This window comes from Ferrovibrio terrae (assembly GCF_943372915.1).
GTDB classification, from domain to species: Bacteria; Pseudomonadota; Alphaproteobacteria; order Ferrovibrionales; family Ferrovibrionaceae; genus Ferrovibrio; species Ferrovibrio terrae_A.
The window spans coordinates 1-19679 of sequence record NZ_CALSAN010000026.1 but is presented as its reverse complement, the minus strand read 5'-3'; the positions used below and the strand labels follow the sequence as shown (position 1 = coordinate 19679).

General features: G+C 63.0%; 17 protein-coding genes and 1 tRNA gene. 11 read left to right on the top strand and 7 right to left on the bottom strand.

Features of this window, described 5'->3' with window-relative positions:
* Positions 1-175 precede the first annotated feature (175 nt).
* Entirely contained in the window at positions 176-925 is a 750-nt protein-coding gene (locus AAG821_RS16560; RefSeq protein WP_341914703.1) for a sulfite exporter TauE/SafE family protein, read from the top strand.
* On the opposite strand, the gene AAG821_RS16555 is transcribed toward AAG821_RS16560, so the two are convergent.
* The 6 genes from AAG821_RS16555 to AAG821_RS16530 all read right to left on the bottom strand — a co-directional run bounded on the left by AAG821_RS16555 (position 918) and on the right by AAG821_RS16530 (position 6829).
* On the bottom strand, positions 918-2141 hold the full coding sequence (locus AAG821_RS16555) for an amidohydrolase family protein (protein ID WP_341914701.1): 1224 nt from the start codon (positions 2139-2141) through the stop codon (positions 918-920). The two genes, AAG821_RS16560 and AAG821_RS16555, sit on opposite strands and share 8 nt — an antisense overlap.
* A 186-nt stretch (positions 2142-2327) precedes the next feature.
* Complete coding sequence (locus AAG821_RS16550; RefSeq protein ID WP_341914699.1) at positions 2328-3170, bottom strand: SDR family NAD(P)-dependent oxidoreductase; 843 nt, start codon at positions 3168-3170, stop codon at positions 2328-2330.
* A gap of 39 nt (positions 3171-3209) precedes the next feature.
* Positions 3210-3665: a MarR family transcriptional regulator gene (locus AAG821_RS16545; RefSeq protein WP_341914697.1), complete on the bottom strand. Its 456-nt coding sequence runs from the start codon at positions 3663-3665 to the stop codon at positions 3210-3212.
* An 80-nt stretch (positions 3666-3745) separates the two neighbouring features.
* Positions 3746-4204 (bottom strand): ASCH domain-containing protein, encoded by a 459-nt coding sequence (locus tag AAG821_RS16540; protein WP_341914694.1) that lies wholly within the window; start codon positions 4202-4204, stop codon positions 3746-3748.
* Entirely contained in the window at positions 4197-6359 is a 2163-nt protein-coding gene (locus AAG821_RS16535) for a GNAT family N-acetyltransferase (protein WP_341916348.1), read from the bottom strand. Before AAG821_RS16535 ends, AAG821_RS16540 begins: the two co-directional genes overlap by 8 nt.
* Before the next feature lie 47 nt (positions 6360-6406).
* A complete protein-coding gene (locus tag AAG821_RS16530) occupies positions 6407-6829 on the bottom strand; it encodes a hypothetical protein (protein WP_341915895.1) in 423 nt (140 codons plus the stop codon).
* A 370-nt stretch (positions 6830-7199) separates the two neighbouring features.
* Here AAG821_RS16530 and mnmA point away from each other — a divergent pair, with 370 nt between their 5' ends.
* Together mnmA and AAG821_RS16520 are read left to right on the top strand one after the other, a co-directional pair.
* Complete coding sequence (mnmA, locus tag AAG821_RS16525; protein ID WP_341915894.1) at positions 7200-8363, top strand: tRNA 2-thiouridine(34) synthase MnmA; 1164 nt, start codon at positions 7200-7202, stop codon at positions 8361-8363.
* A gap of 108 nt (positions 8364-8471) precedes the next feature.
* Positions 8472-8547, top strand: a tRNA-Met gene (locus tag AAG821_RS16520).
* A 14-nt stretch (positions 8548-8561) separates the two neighbouring features.
* On the opposite strand, the gene AAG821_RS16515 is transcribed toward AAG821_RS16520, so the two are convergent.
* A complete protein-coding gene (locus tag AAG821_RS16515; protein ID WP_341915893.1) occupies positions 8562-9566 on the bottom strand; it encodes a formylglycine-generating enzyme family protein in 1005 nt (334 codons plus the stop codon).
* 200 nt (positions 9567-9766) lie between these two features.
* On the opposite strand from AAG821_RS16515, the gene AAG821_RS16510 reads away from it, so the two are divergent.
* The 8 genes from AAG821_RS16510 to AAG821_RS16475 form a co-directional block, all read left to right on the top strand.
* Complete coding sequence (locus AAG821_RS16510; protein ID WP_341915891.1) at positions 9767-10354, top strand: ANTAR domain-containing protein; 588 nt, start codon at positions 9767-9769, stop codon at positions 10352-10354.
* Between the two features lie 359 nt (positions 10355-10713).
* Positions 10714-12003, top strand: coding sequence for a CmpA/NrtA family ABC transporter substrate-binding protein (locus tag AAG821_RS16505; RefSeq protein ID WP_341915889.1), 1290 nt, complete (start codon positions 10714-10716; stop codon positions 12001-12003).
* Between the two features lie 31 nt (positions 12004-12034).
* The gene (gene ntrB / locus AAG821_RS16500) at positions 12035-12901 is read left to right on the top strand and encodes a nitrate ABC transporter permease (RefSeq protein ID WP_341915887.1); all 867 of its coding nucleotides are present in this window, start codon (positions 12035-12037) and stop codon (positions 12899-12901) included.
* An 11-nt stretch (positions 12902-12912) separates the two neighbouring features.
* On the top strand, positions 12913-14235 hold the full coding sequence (locus AAG821_RS16495) for a CmpA/NrtA family ABC transporter substrate-binding protein (protein ID WP_341915886.1): 1323 nt from the start codon (positions 12913-12915) through the stop codon (positions 14233-14235).
* A 14-nt stretch (positions 14236-14249) separates the two neighbouring features.
* Complete coding sequence (locus AAG821_RS16490) at positions 14250-15050, top strand: ABC transporter ATP-binding protein (protein WP_341915884.1); 801 nt, start codon at positions 14250-14252, stop codon at positions 15048-15050.
* Between the two features lie 59 nt (positions 15051-15109).
* Positions 15110-17557 (top strand): nitrite reductase large subunit NirB, encoded by a 2448-nt coding sequence (gene nirB, locus AAG821_RS16485; RefSeq protein ID WP_341915883.1) that lies wholly within the window; start codon positions 15110-15112, stop codon positions 17555-17557.
* A 15-nt stretch (positions 17558-17572) separates the two neighbouring features.
* The gene (nirD, locus tag AAG821_RS16480) at positions 17573-17908 is read left to right on the top strand and encodes a nitrite reductase small subunit NirD (RefSeq protein WP_341915898.1); all 336 of its coding nucleotides are present in this window, start codon (positions 17573-17575) and stop codon (positions 17906-17908) included.
* Between the two features lies 1 nt (position 17909).
* The coding region (locus tag AAG821_RS16475) for a molybdopterin-dependent oxidoreductase (protein ID WP_341916346.1) at positions 17910-19679 on the top strand (1770 nt) is incomplete at its 3' end.

Genomic DNA, 19679 nt, shown 5'->3' with positions numbered 1-19679 from the left:
CGCAAGCCCCGCTACGCGGGAGACGGCGATTTTGTGACGGTGTTGGCATCAAAAACGCCACGCATGCACGGCGGCGAATACTTCGGTATTCACCGAAGCATTTCTGCCCCGGCTTCGGGCATGCTGCGGCAACGAATCATCACGACCAATTGCCCCCCCCATGCCGGAGTCCCCGATGACCTTTGATCTGCTCACCCTTGCCTGGATCGGCGCCGTCTTCCTGCTCGCGGGTACGGTGAAGGGCACCATCGGGCTTGGCCTGCCCAGCATCTCGCTCGGCCTGCTGGCCGCCACGCTGGATCTGCGCGTGGCGATGATCCTGCTGCTGGCGCCCAACCTGGTCACCAACCTGTGGCAAGCCTGCACCGGCGGGCATTTCACCTTGCTGCTGCGCCGGCTCTGGCTGTTCCTGCTCTGCGCCGCCGGCGCGATCTGGCTCGGCAGCGCCGGGCTGATCGCGGTGGATACGCGGCTGCTCGCCGCGCTGCTCGGCCTGCTGCTGGCGATCTATGCGCTGATCGGCCTGACGCGGCCGCCGCTCAGCCTGCCGGCGCGGCATGAAGTCTGGGCCGGGCCGCTGGTGGGTGTGGCCAATGGCGTGCTCACTGGCCTGACCGGCAGCTTCGTGGTGCCCGGCGTGCCCTATCTGCAGGCGCTGGGCCTGAGCCGCGACCAGCTGGTGCAGGCGATGGGTATGCTGTTCATGGCCTCCACCATCGCGCTCGGCGCCAGCTTGGGCGGCCGCAGCCTGCTGACCGGCGAGCTGCTGTGGCTGTCGCTCGCCGCCGTGCTGCCGGCGCTGCTCGGCATGGGGCTGGGCCGCCGCCTGCGCCAGCATCTGTCGGAGGCCGGCTTCAAGCGCGCCTTCTACGGCGCGCTGCTGCTGCTCGGCGGCTATATCGTGCTGCGCTGGCTGCTCAGTTAGGCAGGCGGTAGATCGCCTTCACATTCTCCACCGCCACGCGCTGCGCCAGCTGCGGCGGCAGCTGCGACAGCAGGGTCTGCGCCGCCTGCGTCATCGGCACGGTGCGTTCCATGAAGATGCTGCCGGCCGAGGCCTTCTGGCCGATGCTGCGGCCGCCCGGTGCCATGCCGGTGGCCGAGGAGCCGTAGAAACGGTCGGTGCCCATCACGAAGCGGTCGGGGAATTCGGCAATCAGCTTGCGCCAGTCCGGCCGCAGCCGGCCTTCGCGCGCCAGCGCCGCATTCGGCTCCGGCGACTGCGGCAGCGCCTTGATGCTCATGTAGAGGTTGGGATGCGTGGTCATCATGCGGCGGATCAGCTCGACGCTCAGCACGCCGGTATGGTCGACGCCGGCATGGGCCCAGACGATGCGGGCGCCGCGCTCATGCGCCAGCAGCGTTTCGAACTGTGCCAGATTGGGTTCCAGGGTTGCCGGATTGCGCTGCGACATGTCCTTGAGCTTTTGCGGCGTCGGTATCGGTTCGTGCACCACGTCCATGTGGAAGTCGATCACCACGTTGCGCTTGGCCGCAATCTCGACCAGCAGCAGGTACAGCGGGTGGTCGGGGCGCGAGCGGTGATAGGAATGCGCGTCGGCGACCGACAGGTGGTTGGCCGACATCTCGCCGAAGCCCAGCGCGCCGGCATCGATGATGCCGTTGGCGATGTCGGCGAATTTCTTCTTCGTCGCCTCGTCCACCGTTTCGGCATCGGGGCTCATGTGGATCATCGGGTTCAGCGTGCCGCCGCCGCCGAGGAAGGCGAAGCGGCCGGGATGCTTGCGCACCGCATCGGCGAAGTCGGCGATGTCGTAGAGGTCGCGGTCGGGCGGCTGCGGCGTCGGCATCACGATGGCGGTGCCGATGTTGTTCTTGTCCATGTCGGCAATCGCGACGCGCACGGCGCCGACCCAGTCGCCGGTGGTGTTGGTGACGCCGCTGACCAGATGCACATGGGTGTCGATCCAGCGCGGTACATCGCCGCGCGGCGCTTCGGGCGGCCTCTGGCCTTCGGGGCCGCGTGGCATGCCGCCCGGCGGTCCCGCCGGCGCCTCGCCCGGCGGCATGCCGCCGCCCTGGCGGCGCATCGGCTGCGCCTCGGCGATGGAGGATACCAGCAGAGCGGCAACACAGAGCAGCGCCGCGCAGCGCGCGGCGGACGACAACAGACGCAGCATGGATGATCTTCCCCCGACAGAATCCTCACGCCGGCGACTCAAAGGCCTCGCGGCCGCCGGCAAACCAATGCTGGCGCCACCGCGCGGCGGAAGGCAAGGGGCAGGGGCGATGGTATCGCGGCGCTATCGTCTGGGATGCGAAGACAGCGGCGCCGCCCGCCTGCGCCGCCCGTCTGCGCAGCCCCCTTACGCCGCGATGGCGCGCACGGCCTTTTCCACATTCGCCAGCCGCGCCAGGGCGTCGTTGGCATGCTCGGCATGGCTGAGGATGTAGAAGTCGTCGCGCTCGATGCCGGCCACGGCAATCGCCGCCAGTTCGTCCGCCGGCATCGGATTGGCCATCAGCGCCTCGAAGGTGGCCTTGATGCGGCCCAGCGTGGCGCTTGGCACACGCGACTCCACCGCCAGCTCGGCCGGGCGGTTGCGCTCCGACTGCAGGATGCGGGTCTGCACGCCGCCGGGGCAGAGCACCGAGACGCGGATCTGCGGCGCCATATACTGCAGCTCCACCGCCAGGCTCTCGCTCATGCCCACCACCGCATGCTTGGCCGCCACATAGGGCGACAGGAAGGGCGGCGCGGTGAGGCCGGCGATGGAGGCCACATTCACCACATGGCCGGGCCGGCCCTGCTGTTTCAGCATCTCGGGGACGAAGGCGCGGATGCCGTTGGCGACGCCAAACACATTGACGTTGAACACCCACTGCCAGTCCTGCGGCTGGCTCAGCCATTGCGGCCCCAGGGCGCCGCCGACGCCGGCATTGTTGACCAGCAGGTCGACGCGGTTGCAGCGGGCGGCAATCTCATGGGCGGCGGCCTGCATGGCGGCGGCATCGCTCACATCGCAGGCCAGGGCCTCGACGCGGATGCCGGCCTGGCGCAGCTGGTCGGCGGCCGTATCCAGCGCCGCCTGTTCCACATCCAGCAGCGCGATGCGCAGGCCGCGCCGGCCGAGAGTGGCGGCCAGCGCATAGCCGATGCCGCTGGCGCCGCCAGTGATGACGGCCACCTGATCGGGGATGAGTTTCATGGGGCGGGTCCTTCTGTCTGGTCTGTTCGGCGGTCTGGTCTATTCGGCGATATCGCCGGGCAAGGCAGCCGTGAAGCGGCCGAGCAGGGATGACAGCTGCGCGATATCCTTCTCGCTCCAGCGGTCGCGGAACACGTCGTCTGCCATGCGGCGGAAGGTGGCTTCGGCTTCATTGATGCGGGTGCGGCCGGTGCGCGTCAGCGTCACATAGGCGACGCGGGCATCGCGCGGATCGGCCTCGCGCTTGACCAGGCCGGATTTCTCCAGCGGCAGGGCCATGCGCGTGATGGTGGACTGGCTGGTGTGCAGCCGCTGCGCCAGGTCGACGCGGCGCAGCCGCTGCAACGGCGCGCGCGCAATCTGCAGCAGGAACAGCAGCTCGTTCAGCGCCAGGCCATGCACCGAGCCCAGCTCGGGCGAGAGGCGCGATTCCAGATAGGCCTGGGCACGGAACAGCCGCAGCAGGGCGGGGAGGGCGGGATCATCGGTGGACATGCGGCAGGGTATATGCCGAACTGCTTCCGGATGCAAGTATTAATTTAATGGTGATTAATAACTCATAACATTGATGAGGGCTAAGCTGCTTTCCGAGTAGGAAGATTTTGTAGATTCTCAAGATATCGGAGTTCGGCAGAATTTGAAGTCAAAGACTTATAAAACTGAGGCGGATGAAATGATTTAAACCTTCGACGAAGTTCAGCCAACGAAACGCTCTGATTCAAACTGTAAATTGATTCAAATACGATCCCACATCCAACGCCTGCTCCAATGAAATATTTGTCGAAGTCTTTTTTTGATATCGCAGTTTCTTCTCTATAGCGAGACCAAATTCGAGAGGGATGTGCGACTACTACCTGTTTAACTATGCCAACGGCTTCCACGATTGCTCGAGGGGTTGTCGTATAAATCCAAACCCTGCCGCCCTGCGCTACACGGACGGGACGGCGGCGCAACTCCACCGTCTTTACGCCAGCAAGCATGGCATCGGTATATTCCGGATGCAGTGATATCAGAATGTCGTGATAGTCAGTCATGACTCGTACTTTCGTTCAGTATTTCCAAAATTTTGGTAAACGCCACTTTTTTGGCCCTAACTAAGTTGGCGCCGTCGGCGACGCCAATTCTTCTCAACGTCGGCAATTCAACTGGCTTATCAAGTACAAGGATGTTGTCGAACGTGACTTCCGTAACGTGAGGATCGGAACTGATAAGGTCCAATAAGCGTGAGTTTAGTACACCCCGAGCTTTGATTGAGGGCTCGGCCTCATGTTTCTTCATTACTCGGACTTGGGTAATGCGTCCGATGGCAATAACGCTGCCCCTGCCGCGCCCATCAAGTGACTCGTAAAAGAGTATAGGGGCGCCCTCGGTGAAGACATTTCTAGTTCTGCCGCTGCTAACATACACGCGCTCTCGACGCAGAATAGCTTGAGGTGGGCTTAATAGAGATGACTGTGGGCCAGACCGGAACATGTCTTCAGAGAAATCATGTTTAATGGATACGATAACGCCGTCCCTGCCAGGGAGCATAAAGATAGCAGGAGAAAAATACCTCTCGAGGTCAGACAGACTGATCTGTGTGCTCCTCTTTCCCGGCAGCAGGATTTCAATGAGTTGGGAATGAGAAGTGTAGTTCGGCATGTTCTCTGGCAACTGAATGCCAGATCGTGTTTCTATTTGGTGACGGGTGGATTCCCAATTTTTCTCAGTAATGGCTCTCCTTACACATAGCCTTTGCAGTTTGTGGCTACTGTTTGCTTCGCCCTCTGGCAACGTGAAGCCGTGAGAGATTGCAAGCTGCCTTGTCGTGCTCTGCCCTTCATTAACATACAGGCGCACTAAGCACGGTTGGCTTCGGCTCAAATTGTCTGCGGTAGATGTTAGAATATGCTCAACCACAGCCTCTATATCGTGATGCGATTCATCAGCGCATATAAAAACATCTGCTGTAGGTTGTGGGCCACGGTTAGAGTACCAATGTGCGTAAAATATGACTCTATCGGTTTCATATACAGAGACCTTCTCCGGAGCATCGTGGCCTGTAATTCGCGCCTCTTCTAAATGAGACTGCGAGACGTTCTTTCCGGAAAGAAACGTCTCAATATCCTTGATGTTTTCAGTTTTCACAGTTTTCTTGATAAGGAATCCCTCGTCATCGCTGCTGATGACGTGGATATTCTGTGGATTTTCCTTATCCGTGGTGAGACCGGAAAATTCGGCCGCCCCAAGAATTTCTATCTGATATTTTTTTAGAAGAATTGGGGCGGCTCTTAGTATTGCGACTTCATTTGTTATGAAGCCCGAAGCTTTGTGGTAAATCGCAGTGGCAATATGAATTGCATCGGATTTATCTTGCGAAGTGAGCGCGCTAATTGAACGCCTCTCTTTGAAGATTATCCCGAGTAGCTCATCAGATGTGGGCCTAAGAAAAGATTCTGGTGGGTGAGGTAGGCGGCCTTGTTGGAGGGCAATGGTTAGAATTGGATCGTTTGTCGGGTCATAGCTGGTTTTCTTCAGTTCCTCGACAAATTCTTCCGCGACCATTAATCGGACATTATTTTCAAATCCAGCGCGAAAAACGTTGCCTGATTCTGGGCCCATCGGCCTTTGCTTTATGACATCAAAGAAGACATTCAGATCCAATAGATATAGCGGCTTGTTGGGCGACAGTTTATGAGCCAGCCTGAACTCTGCGGGGATTTGTGGTTGCAGATAGTCGAATAAGCTAGGGGTTTTTAAATCGAGGACGCGAACATTAATCATTCGACCGCGCGTAATGCCGCCCGCTTTTACAAGAGCTATGACGAAGCCTAATTTCTCCCAAACTTTATTAGCAGGAAGGTCGGAAGCTACCTTCGCCGTTACGCTCAGCCAAGATTTCTCCGATAGGCGCGTTGTAAGGAATTTTAAGAGTTCACGGGCAATTCCTCGGCCTCGATGCGAGGGCCCAACATACAACTGAAATATTCGCGCTTGGGGGAAGACACCACCAAACAACAAGTGTCCAGCATAATGTTCTTGATCACCATCTTTATAAGTGGCGACCAATAATTTTCCTAAGTAGGCGGCCTCTAGGTAGATGGTGTGGGGGAGAAAGCCTAGTGCATTCTTATCGCTGTCCGCTCTTGCAATGACCTCATCAATAAAGGGAGCAACTTCAGCAAGCGCTGACTTGATTTCAATCGACATGCGCATGTATTCCCCCGGAATTCTTGGGGCTAGCATAGCAAACATGATCAATCCCCAAGTATTTGTTTTAGTTTCTCCAAATCCCTCCACACCCATTCCTCATCTCTCGTCCACGTCGCGTCATCCATCGTCGGCTGACGGAACAGCGTGAGGATCACCTCGGCGCCATCGCCATTGGCGATCACGCGCAGCGGCACATGGATCACCGTGCCCTCCGGCGTCGTCACGCTGTGATCGAGAATGCCAAACTCATTCGGCGGGGTGAATGCCATCGTCATCACGCCCGCGATCTGCCGCGTCGTCCAGGTGCCGGTCGCCGCATCCTGCTGCAACTCGCCCAGGCCACTGGCCCAGTGTGTCCAGTTGGCCGGGTCTTTCAGGAAGGCGTAAACCGCTGCCGCCGGCTGCTGGATGGTCACTGACAGATGCTTGCAGGGCAGTGGGGCGCGCGGGCTGGCGGCGGCAGGCATGGGCAATCTCCTTGCCAAGTTGCAGAGTTCATGGTATGTTCTTATATGGCGGCCGGCCTGTCCAATGGTTTGTCTGCAGGCGTCCGGCCTGCATAGTCCTGTATTCAAAACCCGCGCGAGGAATATCAAGGGCTTGGCCCGCGCGCGAAGGCCAGCGAAGCGTGGCGAACACCAGCGAAGCCCAGCGAACACTGGCGAAGCGCCACGAACCCCAGCGAAGCATAGCGAACTCCAGCGAACCCGAATGAACCTCAACGAACCCCAACGGACCTGAACCGACCCGAACCGACCCCGATCTGTCCTTGCCCCCCTGCCGCCGGGCGCTATAGTCCGCCCCGCGCGAAAAGCGTTGCCCGCAAACCCCGTGACCATGACCGACACCGCCCTCAATTCCCTCGGTTTCCCCAAGGCGCCCGCCGACACCCGCGTGGTGGTGGCGATGTCGGGCGGCGTCGATTCCTCCGTGGTCGCCGGCCTGCTGAAGCGCGAAGGCTACGATGTCATCGGCATCACGCTGCAGCTTTACGATCATGGCGCGGCGATTGCGAAAAAAGGCGCCTGCTGCGCCGGCCAGGATATCCATGATGCGCGCATGGTGGCCGAGCGCTTAAGCATCCCGCATTACGTGCTCGATTACGAAAGCCGTTTCCGCCAGGCGGTGATGGACGAATTCGCCGACAGTTACGTGCGCGGCGAAACGCCGATCCCCTGCATCCGCTGCAACCAGCGCGTCAAGTTCCGCGACCTGCTGGAAACCGCGCGCGACCTGCAGGCCGATTGCCTCGCCACCGGCCATTACGTGCAGCGCACCGTCGATGCCGAGACTGGCCGCGCCCGGCTGCTGCGCGGCAGCGATCCGCGCCGCGACCAGAGCTATTTCCTCTACACCACCACGCAGGAGCAGCTGGAGTATCTGCGCTTCCCGCTGGGCGGCATGGAAAAGCCCGCCGTGCGCCAGCTTGCCGAAGACTTCGGCCTCATCGTGGCCGACAAGCCGGACTCCCAGGACATCTGCTTCGTGCCCAATGGCGATTATGCCGGCGTGGTGGCCAAGCTGCGGCCCGAGGCCGCCGAGCCGGGCGAGATCGTGCATGTGGATGGCAGCGTGCTCGGCCGCCATGACGGCGTGATCCATTTCACCGTCGGCCAGCGCAAGGGCATCGGCATTGCGGCCGCCGAGCCGCTCTATGTCGTGCGGCTGGACGCCGAGGCGCGCCGTGTGATCGTCGGCCCGCGTGAGGCGCTGGCGCGCAAGGCCGTGGGCCTGCGCGAGCTGAACTGGCTGGGCGAGGCGATCCCCACCGATGGCCTCGATGTGATGGTGAAGCTGCGTTCGGCGCAGCCGGCGGTCGCGGCGCGGATTTTCGCCAGTGAAGCCGGCAGCGCGCGGCTGGAGCTCTACAGCGCCGAATATGGCGTGGCGCCGGGCCAGGCCGGCGTGGTCTATGCCGGCGAACGCCTGCTCGGCGGCGGCTGGATCGCCAGGACTGAGGGCAGTGCTGACACGGCTCAAACCGCCGGATTAGCCGCATAGAAACAAAGGCTTGTGCGGCAGCGGTGGGCCGCTTGACAGATCGGGGCGCTGCCCGTATTTCATGCGCCTCCCGGCGCCGGCATCTTCGGCGGCGGGAAGTCCGGGTGTGGCTGGATAGCTCAGTTGGTAGAGCAAGGGACTCATAAGCCCTGGGTCGGCGGTTCAAATCCGCCTCCAGCCACCATCCGCCCCCTCAGCCTATGAATTGCGCCATTGCGGAATGACGATCGCGCTGTCGGCGGGATCGATTTCGCGCACCAGCCGGAAGCCGACATAGCTCATGCGGGCCGTCATCGGGATGGCGGCGCGGGCGGCCGAGCGCACGAACAGCGGTTCGACATCCCATGAGCCGCCGCGCAGGGTGGCGTTCTGGCAGCCGGTCACCCGGGCGGCATTGCCATAGACCGGCGCCGTGTAGAGATTCTCCAGGTAGCAGTCCTCGACCATTTCCCAGACATTGCCAGCCATGTCATGCAGCCCGGCGCGGTTGGGCGGGAAGGAGCCGACCGGCGCGGTGCTCACATTGTCCCAGCGGCTGCCGCAGCCACGGCAGTTTGCCCGGTTGGTGCCCAGCGCGTCGCCCCACCCATAGGGCGACTTGGTGCCGGCGCGGGCCGCGTATTCCCATTCACTTTCCGTCGGCAGGCGATAGACCTGCCCGGTGCGCTTGGACAGCCAGTCGGCATAGGCACGGGCCTCCTGCCAGCTGACGCAGACCACCGGATCCTGTTCGGTCTGCTGGATGCCGGGATTGCGCCAGGCATCGCCGGCAGGATAGGCCTGCTGGCTGCCATGGTGCAGCACGCAGGTGGTTGCCGCGGCATAGCCGGTGTCCTTGGCATAGATTGCCCAGTCTGCGCGGGTGATTTCGAACGCCCCGATGGCATAGGGCTTGAAGATGCGTACGGTGATGACGGGGTTTTCGTTGGTGCGGCGCGGCTGTTCGGACTTGGGCGAGCCGCGATCGAACACCCCGGCGGGCATTGCCACCATCAGCGGGCAGTCCGGACAGTCCCGGAAGCCGGTCGGTGCGGCGGGCTTGAAGCCGGCGGGCGTATAGGCCGACCACAGGCCGAGGCTGATGACGGCGATCACGGCGACGGCTGCAGCCGCAAGCCATTTTAACTTCAACCGTGGGCGGTCGACCCGGGTCGGAGTGGCAGTTTCACGTTCACGCAACGGCACTCGCTCTGAGCTATTCATCTCATTCTCCTGCAACTCCGGTATTGCGCAACAAGGCGCCGGCAGGCAAGCCATACGGGCTGGAAAATGCAGGCCCTGTGGGCGACCGACATTGCCGAAGCTTAACTTTTCCCGCGCGCAGTGCTTCGGCCATAGTTTCGGTACGCATCTTGCTTCGGGATGGGGTAAAGACCTGTCCGCCAGCATCACATGAGCCCCCATTGCCCGTAATCCGTATCCTGCTGATCGACGAAGACCCCGAACGCGCCGTGGTGCTGGCCGAGGCGCTGCAGGGCAAGGGCTATTCGCTGGTGGCGCAGCTGGCGCCGCGCGAGTTGTCGGCCAAACGCGTGCAGGAGATCGCGCCCGACGTCATCATCGTCGACATGGAAAGCCCGTCGCGCGACACCATCGACAGCATGCGCCAGATCAATGCCGACCAGCCGCGCCCGATCGTCATGTTCGTCGACCAGAGCGACGAGACGATGATCCAGGAAGCCATGCAGGCCGGGGTTTCCGCCTACATCATCGACGGCATGAACGTGAAGCGCGTGAAGCCGATCCTCGATGTCGCCATCGCGCGCTTCCGCGAGTTCCAGGCGCTGCGCGACGAGTTGAAAAAGACCAAGGCCACCCTATCTGAACGCAAGCTGATCGAGCGCGCCAAGGGGCTTCTCATGCGCGAGCGCAACATCAGCGAGGACGAGGCCTATGCGGCGCTGCGCAAGCTCGCCATGGACCGCCAGCAGCGCCTGGTCGATGTGGCCGAAGCGCTGCTCGCCTTTGCCGATGTGCTGAAGAAGAAATAGGCGGGCCTGATTACCGGCTGCGCAGCCTTCCGGGGCATCCGCCCGAATTATGTGCAGCGCAGCATTTCTGCCTCGAATCGGGCATCACCCTCATATCATTGAAAAGATTTCCAGAATCCGGATTGTTGCACTGCGGCGGGGGCTGGCACGCTTCCTGCTAGATAGGAAGCGAACCTCCCGCTGCAATGGCGCAGCGGGTTTGACCGGCTCCCGGCTGAAAGCCTCCCCAGGCCCGCGCTGATCCCGGTCTCCGGAATGGACAATGGCGTCCCGCAATGCGGTCTCGGCTCGAGACCCAGCATTGAGGGGCGCTTTTTTTATGGCCGCAACGTCGGTCAAACAGGGAAGAGGGGTCGACCATGCAGAAGAAGTTCAATCGTCGCCAGCTGTTCAAGGGTGCCGCCGGCACCGCCGCTTTGCTCGCCGCCGCCCGTATCCAGCTGCCCGCCGGCGCGTTTGCGCAGGCCGCCGGCCCGGAAGTGAAGGGCACCAAGCTCGGCTATATCGCGCTGACCGATTCCTCGCCGCTGATCATCGCCAAGGAGAAGGGCCTGTTCGCCAAATACGGCCTGCCCGACATGGTGATCGACAAGCAGGCCTCCTGGGGCGCGACGCGCGACAATATTGAACTGGGCGAGGCCGGCGGCGGCATCACCGGTGCGCATATCCTGACGCCGATGCCCTATCTGATCGCGGCGGGCAAGATCACCAAGACCAAGATTCCGATGGCCATGCTGGCCCGCCTCAACACCAATGGCCAGGCCATCTCGGTGTCGAAGGCCTATGCCGATCTGAAGGTCACCTCCGATGCGAAGTCGCTGGGCGATGCCTTCCGCAAGGCCAAGGCTGCCGGCAAGGACATCAAATGCGCGATGACCTTCCCGGGCGGCACCCATGACCTGTGGATCCGCTACTGGCTCGCCGCCAACGGCATCGATCCCGAGAAGGATGTCTCGACCATCACCGTGCCGCCTCCGCAGATGGTGGCCAACATGAAGGTCAACACCATGGAGGCCTTCTGCGTCGGCGAGCCCTGGCCGTCGCAGCTGGTGCACCAGGATATCGGCTACACCGCGCTGACCACCGGTGAGCTGTGGAAGGATCATCCGGAGAAATCGCTGTCGATCCGCGCCGACTGGGCCGAGAAGAATCCGAAGGCGACCCGCGCCATGCTGATGGCCGTGCTGGAAGCCCAGCAGTGGGCCGACAAGCAGGAGAACAAGGCGGAGCTGTGCAAGATCGTCGGCGGCCGCGACTGGTTCAAGGTGCCGGTGGAAGACATCCTCGATCGCCAGCAGGGCCGCATCGATTACGGTCTCGGCCGCAAAGTCACGGTGGGTCCGGAAAGCCCGCTGGTGATGAAGTTCTGGCGCGACTTCGCCTCCTATCCGTTCCAGAGCCACGAGCTGTGGTTCCTCACCGAGGATATCCGCTGGGGCTATCTGCCGGCGGATACCGACACCAAGGCGCTGATCGCCGCCACCAATCGCGAAGACCTGTGGCGCGAGGCCGCCAAGGCGATCGGCGTTGCCGATGCCGACATTCCGAAGTCGACTTCGCGCGGCAAGGAAACCTTCTTCGATGGCAAGGTCTTCGATCCGGCCGATCCGGCCGCGTATCTGAAGAGCCTGGCGATCACCCGCGTGTAAGCCAATGTCGGCCCACGACAAGGAGCTGTCCATGGCAGTCAAGACCGATGTCCTGAGCAAGGCGGAACTGGGGGGCGGCGAGAGCATTCTCGCCGCCCTGGCTCCGCGCGTGATGAGCGGACTCATGTTCGTCGCCACCCGCATCCTGCCGCCGCTGCTGTTCCTGCTGCTGGCTGGCGTGATCTGGGAGATCGCCTGCTCCAGCCCCAAGGCGACGCTGCCGCCGCCGTCCAAGGTGGTGGCCGATACCTGGGAACTGATCGTCGATCCCTTCTTCGACAAGGGCGGCCTCAACAAGGGCATGTTCTGGCATCTGGCCTCCAGCCTGAAGCGCGTGGCGGTCGGCTTTGCCATTGCTGCCGCAGTGGGTATCGGTCTTGGTGTGCTGATCGGCCAGTCGACGCTGGCCTTCCGCGGCCTCGATCCGATCTTCCAGGTGCTGCGCACGGTGCCGCCGCTGGCCTGGCTGCCGCTGTCGCTGGCCGCCTTCCGCCATGCCGATCCCTCGGCCATCTTCGTCATCGCCATTACGGCGGTGTGGCCGATCATCCTCAACACCGCGGTCGGTATCCGCAATATCCCGCAGGATTACCGCAACGTCTCGCGGGTGCTGCGGCTCAACGGCCTTGAATTCTTCTTCAAGGTGATGCTGCCGGCCACCGTGCCGTTCATGTTCACCGGCCTGAAGATCGGCATCGGCCTCAGCTGGCTTGCCATCGTCGCGGCCGAGATGCTGATCGGCGGTGTCGGCATCGGCTTCTTCATCTGGGATGCCTGGAACAGCTCGCTGATCAGCGAGATCATCCTGGCGCTGATCTATGTCGGTCTGGTCGGCTTCATGCTCGATCGCCTAATCGGCTTCATCGGCAACCGCGTCGGCGGCTATTCGTCGCAGTAGGAAGCAGCAGCATGCCGCGTCGCACCACCAAAGCCAAGACCGTGAGGGCCGCCACGCCGGCGACCCTCACGGCCATGCGTATCGGGTTCATCGCCCTGACCGACTGCGCGCCGCTGATCGTGGCCAAAGAGAAGGGCTTCTTCGAACGCCACGGCCTGGATGTCACGCTGGTGCGCGAACCCAGCTGGGCCAATATGCGCGACAAGGTGGCGCTGGGCGCGCTGGATGCCGCCCATATGCTGGCGCCGATGCCACTGGCGGCAACGCTGGGGGCCGGCGGCTGGAAGAAGCCGCAGATCACCTCCTTCGTGCTCAATCTCAACGGCAATGCCGTCACGATTTCATCGAAACTCTGGGACCGCCTGCTCGAGGCCGAGCCGGCCCTGCTGCAGAATCGCCATGAAGCCGGCAATGTGCTGCGCCGCGTGATTGCCGCCGACCGCAAGGCCGGGCGGCCGACGCTCACCTTTGCCACCGTGTTCAACTATTCATCGCACCAGATCCAGCTGCGCTACTGGCTGGCCTCGGCCGGCATCGATCCGGACCGCGACGTCAATCTGGTGATCGTGCCGCCGCCGCAGATGACCGACCGGCTCGCTGCGGGCGAGATCGACGGCTTCTGCGTGGGTGATCCGTGGAATTCGCTGGCCGTGCTGCGCGGCGTCGGCCGCATCCTGATCTCGGGCTACGAGATATGGAACAACCGCATCGAAAAGGTGATCGGCACCAACCGCGACTGGGTCGAGCGCAATCCGCTCACGCACAAGCATATGCTGATGGCCTTGATCGAGGCCGCCGAATGGCTCGACCGGCCGGAAAACCGCCTGGAAGGCGTCGAGATCATGGCCAAGCCCGAGTATATCGGCCCGCATGCCGCCGAAGCCATTCGTCTGGGCATGCTGGGCGTGGTGCGCTATGGCCTCGATGCCGCGCCAGAGCATATGCCGGACTTCTTCGTCTTCGGCCGCTACAGCGCCAACTTCCCCTGGCGCAGCCAGGCCGAATGGTATCTCACCGAGATGCGGCGCTGGAAACTGATCGATGCCGATACCGATATCGCGGCCACTGCCGACGCGGTTTATCGCACCGATCTCTATCGCGAAGCTGCCGCCGCCCTGGACAAGCCGTTCCCGCTGATCGACCGCAAGCCTGAAGGCCTGCATGCCGGCCCCTGGACGCTCGCCCAGGCCAGCGCACCGATCCCGATGGGTCCGGATCTCTTCTTCGACGGCTCCTATGTCTCGTCCGCCCGTCCTGTCATTCCGGCGGTGCGTGAGGCCAAGGCTGCCGCCGCGACCACATCACCGTCATCCCGCGCCACGGCGCGCCGGTAACCGAGGAGTTTGCCATGTCCGCTTATCTCAGCATCTCGAATGTCGGCATGACCTTCAAAGGCGCCAATGGCCCCTTCATCGCGCTGCGCGACATTGAACTGGAGATCAACAGCGGCGAATTCGTCGCGCTGATCGGCCACAGCGGCTGCGGCAAGTCGACCCTGCTCAACATCGTGGCCGGCCTGACGCGCGCCACCACCGGCGGTGTGCTACTGCAGGGCAAGGAAGTCTCCGATCCGGGTCCGGATCGCGCCGTGGTGTTCCAGAATCATTCTCTGCTGCCCTGGCTCACGGTTTACGACAACGTGCGTCTCGCGGTCGACAAGGTGCATTCCAAGACCAAGACCAAGGCCCAGCGCGATGAATGGACCCGGCATAACCTCGCCCTGGTCGGCATGGATCATGCGCTGGAAAAGCGGCCGCATGAAATTTCCGGTGGCATGAAGCAGCGCGTCGGTATCGCGCGTGCGCTGGCAATGGAGCCGAAGGTGCTGCTGCTGGACGAACCCTTCGGCGCGCTGGACGCCCTGACCCGCGCGACGCTGCAGGACACGGTCATGGAGCTGCATGCCAAGCTGAAGAACACCGTGATCATGATCACGCATGACGTGGATGAGGCGGTGCTGCTGTCGGATCGCGTGGTGATGATGACCAATGGCCCGGCCGCCACCATCGGCGAGATTCTCAGTGTCAATCTGCCGCGCCCGCGCAACCGCCTGACGCTGGCCGGCGATGCGGAATATGTGCGCTGCCGCAAGGAGATCATGGAGTTCCTGTATGCGCGGCATCGCGCCCCGGCCGTGCACGCGGCCTAAAAAGAAAAACCGGGAGGACGTCGTGAAGGGCATGCGACGCGAGAGTAGGAGTAAGAGCAATGGCTGAGAGACTGCTGATCGTCGGCAACGGCATGGCACCCGGGCGCATGCTGGAAAACCTGCTGGAAAAAGCACCCGGCCGGTATGACATCACCATCTTCAACGCCGAACCGCGGGTGAATTACGACCGCATCATGCTGTCACCGGTGCTCTCTGGTGAGAAAAGCTACGAACAAATCGTCATCCATGGCGATGGCTGGTACATCAACAACGGCATCACCCTGCACAAGGGCACCAAAGTGACCGGCATCGACCGTGCGGCCAAGACGATCACCACCGATAACGGCCTGACCGAGTCCTACGACAAGCTGGTGATCGCCACCGGCTCGGTGCCTTTCATCATCCCGGTACCGGGCCACAATCTGCCCGGTGTGCTGAGCTATCGCGATCTCGACGATGTCGACGCCATGATCCTGGCCGCCAAGGCGCGTGGCAGCGCCGTGGTGATCGGCGGCGGCCTGCTCGGCCTGGAGGCCGCAGCCGGCCTGTCCGAACAGGGCATGGATGTCACCGTCGTGCATATCATGCCGACGCTGATGGAACGGCAGCTCGATGCCTCGGCCGGCTATCTGCTGAAAAAGGCCATCGAGGAACGTGGCATCAAGGTGATGACCGGCGCCAACACCAAGGCCATCGTCGGCAACGGCAAGGTCGAGGGTGTGGAGCTGGAAGACGGCACCGTGATCCCGGCTTCTCTGGTGGTGATGGCCGTCGGCATCCGCCCGAATGCCCAGCTTGGCAAGCTGGCCGGCCTTACGGTCAATCGCGGCATCGTGGTCGATGACCAGATGCGCACCTCCGATCCCGATATCTTCGCGCTGGGCGAATGTGTCGAGCATCGTGGCGCCACCTATGGCCTGGTCGCGCCGCTGTATGACATGGCTGGCGTGCTGGCCAAGACGCTGGTGGACGAGCCCGCGGCCTATAACGGTTCGGTCACCGCCACCAAGCTGAAGGTCACCGGCATCAACCTGTTCTCGGCTGGCGACTTCGCCGAGGCCAAGGATCGCGAGGAGATCGTGCTGCGCGATGCCGCCCGCGGCGTCTACAAGCGGCTGGTGCTTAAGGACAACAGGATCATCGGCACCGTGCTGTATGGCGAAGTGGAAGACGGCGCTTGGTTCTTCCAGCTGCTGCGCGAGAATGCCGATATCGCCGAGATGCGCGAAACGCTGATCTTCGGCCAGGGCTTTGCGGGAGGTACCCCGCTGGACCCTATGGCGGCCGTTGCAGCCTTGCCGGATGAGGCAGAGATCTGCGGCTGTAACGGCGTATGCAAGAGCAAGATCACCGGCGCGATCACCTCCAAGGGCCTCACCAGCCTGGAGGAAGTGCGGGCCGTCACCAAGGCCTCGGCCTCCTGCGGGTCCTGCACCGGCCTGGTCGAGAAGCTGATCGGGTTGACGCTCGGCGATTCTTACGCGCCCAAGGCCTCCAAGGCTGCCTGCGGCTGCACCGATCTCAGCCATGACGATATCCGCCGGCTGATTGTGGCCAAGGAACTGAAGTCGATTCCGGCGGTGATGCAGGAGCTGGAGTGGAAGACCTCCTGCGGCTGCAGCAAATGCCGCCCGGCCCTGAACTACTACCTGCTGGCCACCTGGCCCGGCGAATATGTCGACGACAACCAGTCGCGGTTCATCAACGAACGCGCCCATGCCAACATCCAGAAGGACGGCACATACTCCGTGGTGCCGCGCATGTGGGGCGGTGTCACCAGCGCCAAGGAACTGCGCGCCATCGCCGATGTGGCCGACAAGTTCAACATCCCCACCGTGAAGGTGACCGGCGGCCAGCGCATCGATCTGCTGGGCGTGAAGAAGGAAGACCTGCCGGGCGTGTGGGCCGATCTCAATGCCGCCGGCATGGTCTCGGGTCATGCCTATGCCAAGGGGCTTCGCACAGTGAAGACCTGCGTGGGTACCGAATGGTGCCGCTTCGGCACCCAGGATTCGACCGGGCTTGGCATCAAGCTGGAGAAATTCACCTGGGGCAGCTGGACGCCGCACAAGGTCAAGCTCGGCGTCTCGGGCTGCCCGCGCAACTGCGCCGAAGCCACCATCAAGGATATCGGCATCATCTGCGTCGACTCCGGCTACGAGTTCCATATCGCCGGCGCCGCCGGCCTGGAGGTCAAGCAGACCATCCTGCTGTGCAAGGTGGAGACCGAGGCCGAGGTGCTGGAATATACCGGCGCGCTGATGCAGCTGTATCGCGAGCAGGCGCATTACCTCGACCGCATCCACAAATGGCTGCATCGCGTCGGCCTCGACAGCGTGAAGCAGCGGATCGTCGAAGACGCCGCAGGCCGCCGTGCGCTGTATGACCGCTTCGTGCATGCGCAGGTCTTTGCCCAGATCGATCCCTGGGCCGAGCGGGTCAAGGGCGCCTTCGGGCATGAGTTCAAGCCGCTGGCCGATCTGCGGCTGGCCAGTGCGGCAGAGTAGGGGCGCACCATGAAGATGGATAACGACTGGCTCGATATCGGCATGCTGGAGGATATCCCGAAGCGCGGCGCCCGTGTGGTGAAGACGGCGCGCGGCGATATCGCAATCTTCCGCACCATGGATGATCGGCTCTTCGCGCTGGATGACAAATGCCCGCATAAGGGCGGGCCGCTGTCGCAGGGTATCGTGCAGGGCGACTCCGTCACCTGTCCGCTGCACAACTGGGTGATCAGCCTGAAGACCGGCGAAGCCCAGGGCGCCGATCAGGGCTGCACCCGCACCATCGCGGTGAAGCTGCAGGAAAATCGCATCCTGCTGTCCTGGCCCGGCCTCGCCGTCAAGGCGGCATGACATGACGGGCGCCGCCCATAGCAAGGAAGCGGGGGCAACGCGCACCACCTGTCCTTACTGCGGCGTCGGCTGCGGTTTGCAGGTGACACGCGATGCGGCAACCGGCGCCGTCGCTGTGAAGGGCGATACCGCGCATCCGGCCAATTTCGGCCGCACCTGCTCGAAGGGGGCGGCGCTGGGCGAAACGCTCGGCCTCGAAGGCCGCCTGCTGCACCCGGTTGTCGATGGCGTTCGCGTCAGCTGGGATGCGGCGCTGGATCGCGTCGCTTCCGTGTTCAGCGCGACGATTGCCGAACATGGCCCGGACTCGGTCGCCTTTTATGTCTCGGGCCAGCTGCTGACCGAGGATTACTATGTCGCCAACAAGCTGATGAAGGGTTTCATCGGCTCGGGCAACATCGACACCAATTCGCGGCTGTGCATGGCGTCTGCCGTGGCCGGCCACAAGCGCGCCTTCGGCACCGATACGGTGCCGGGCATCTACGAGGATCTGGAGCAGGCCGATCTGGTCGTGCTGGTCGGTTCCAATCTTGCCTGGTGCCATCCGGTGCTGTTCCAGCGCCTGGCGGCAGCCAAGGCCGCGCGCCCTGAACTCACCGTCGTGGTGATCGATCCGCGCCGCACCATGACGGCGCGTTCGGCCGACCTGCATCTGGCGCTCAATCCCGGCTCCGATGTGGCGCTGTTCAACGGGCTGCTGGTGCATCTGCAGGAGGCCGGTAAGCTGGACGCCGCCTTCGTGCAGGATCACACCAACGGGCTGGACGCGGCGCTGCATGCCGCGCGCGCGCTGTCGCTGGCCGAGATCGCCGAGATCACCGGGTTGAGCCAGGCCGAGCTGCGCCGCTTCTATGATCTCTTTGCGCGCACCGAGCGCGTCGTCACCGGCTTCTCGCAGGGCGTCAACCAGTCGAGCGCGGGCAGCGACAAGGTCAATGCCATCCTCAACTGCCATCTGCTGACGGGCCGCATCGGCTATCCGGGCATGGGGCCGTTCTCGATCACCGGCCAGCCCAATGCGATGGGCGGCCGTGAAGTGGGCGGTCTCGCCAACCAGCTGGCCTGCCATATGGAACTGGGCGAGCCCGAGCATCGCCGCATCGTGCAGGATTTCTGGCGCTCGCCGCGCATCGCCGACAGGCCGGGTCTCAAGGCCGTCGATCTGTTCCGCGCGGTGAAGGACGGCCGCATCAAGGCGGTGTGGATCGCCGGCACCAATCCGGTCGACAGCCTGCCCGATGCCGATGATGTGCAAGCCGGCCTGAAAGACTGTCCCTTCGTGGTGGTCTCCGATGTCATGGCCGTCACCGACACCGCGCGCCATGCCCATGTGCTGCTGCCGGCCGCCGCCTGGGGCGAGAAGGACGGCACGGTGACAAACTCCGAGCGCCGCATCTCGCGCCAGCGCAGATTCCAGCCCTGGCCGGGCGAGGTGCGCGCCGACTGGTGGATCTTCGCCGAAGTGGCCAAACGCATGGGCTGGGCCGATGCGTTTGATTATGCCGCGCCGGTGGAGGTGTTCCGCGAATTCGCCGCTCTGAGTGGCGTCGAAAACGCAGGTACACGCGATTTCGACATTTCCGCCTTGGCCGATATCACGGCCGAGGCGTATGACGCGCTGCTGCCGGTGCAATGGCCCTGCCCGAAGGGCGAGGTGCCGCGCAGCGAGCGCCGCTTCTTTGCCGATGGGCAATTCTATACGCCGGACCGCCGTGCCCGTTTCATCGCCACGGCCTGGCGTGCGCCGGCGGAACAGATTTCGCACGACTAT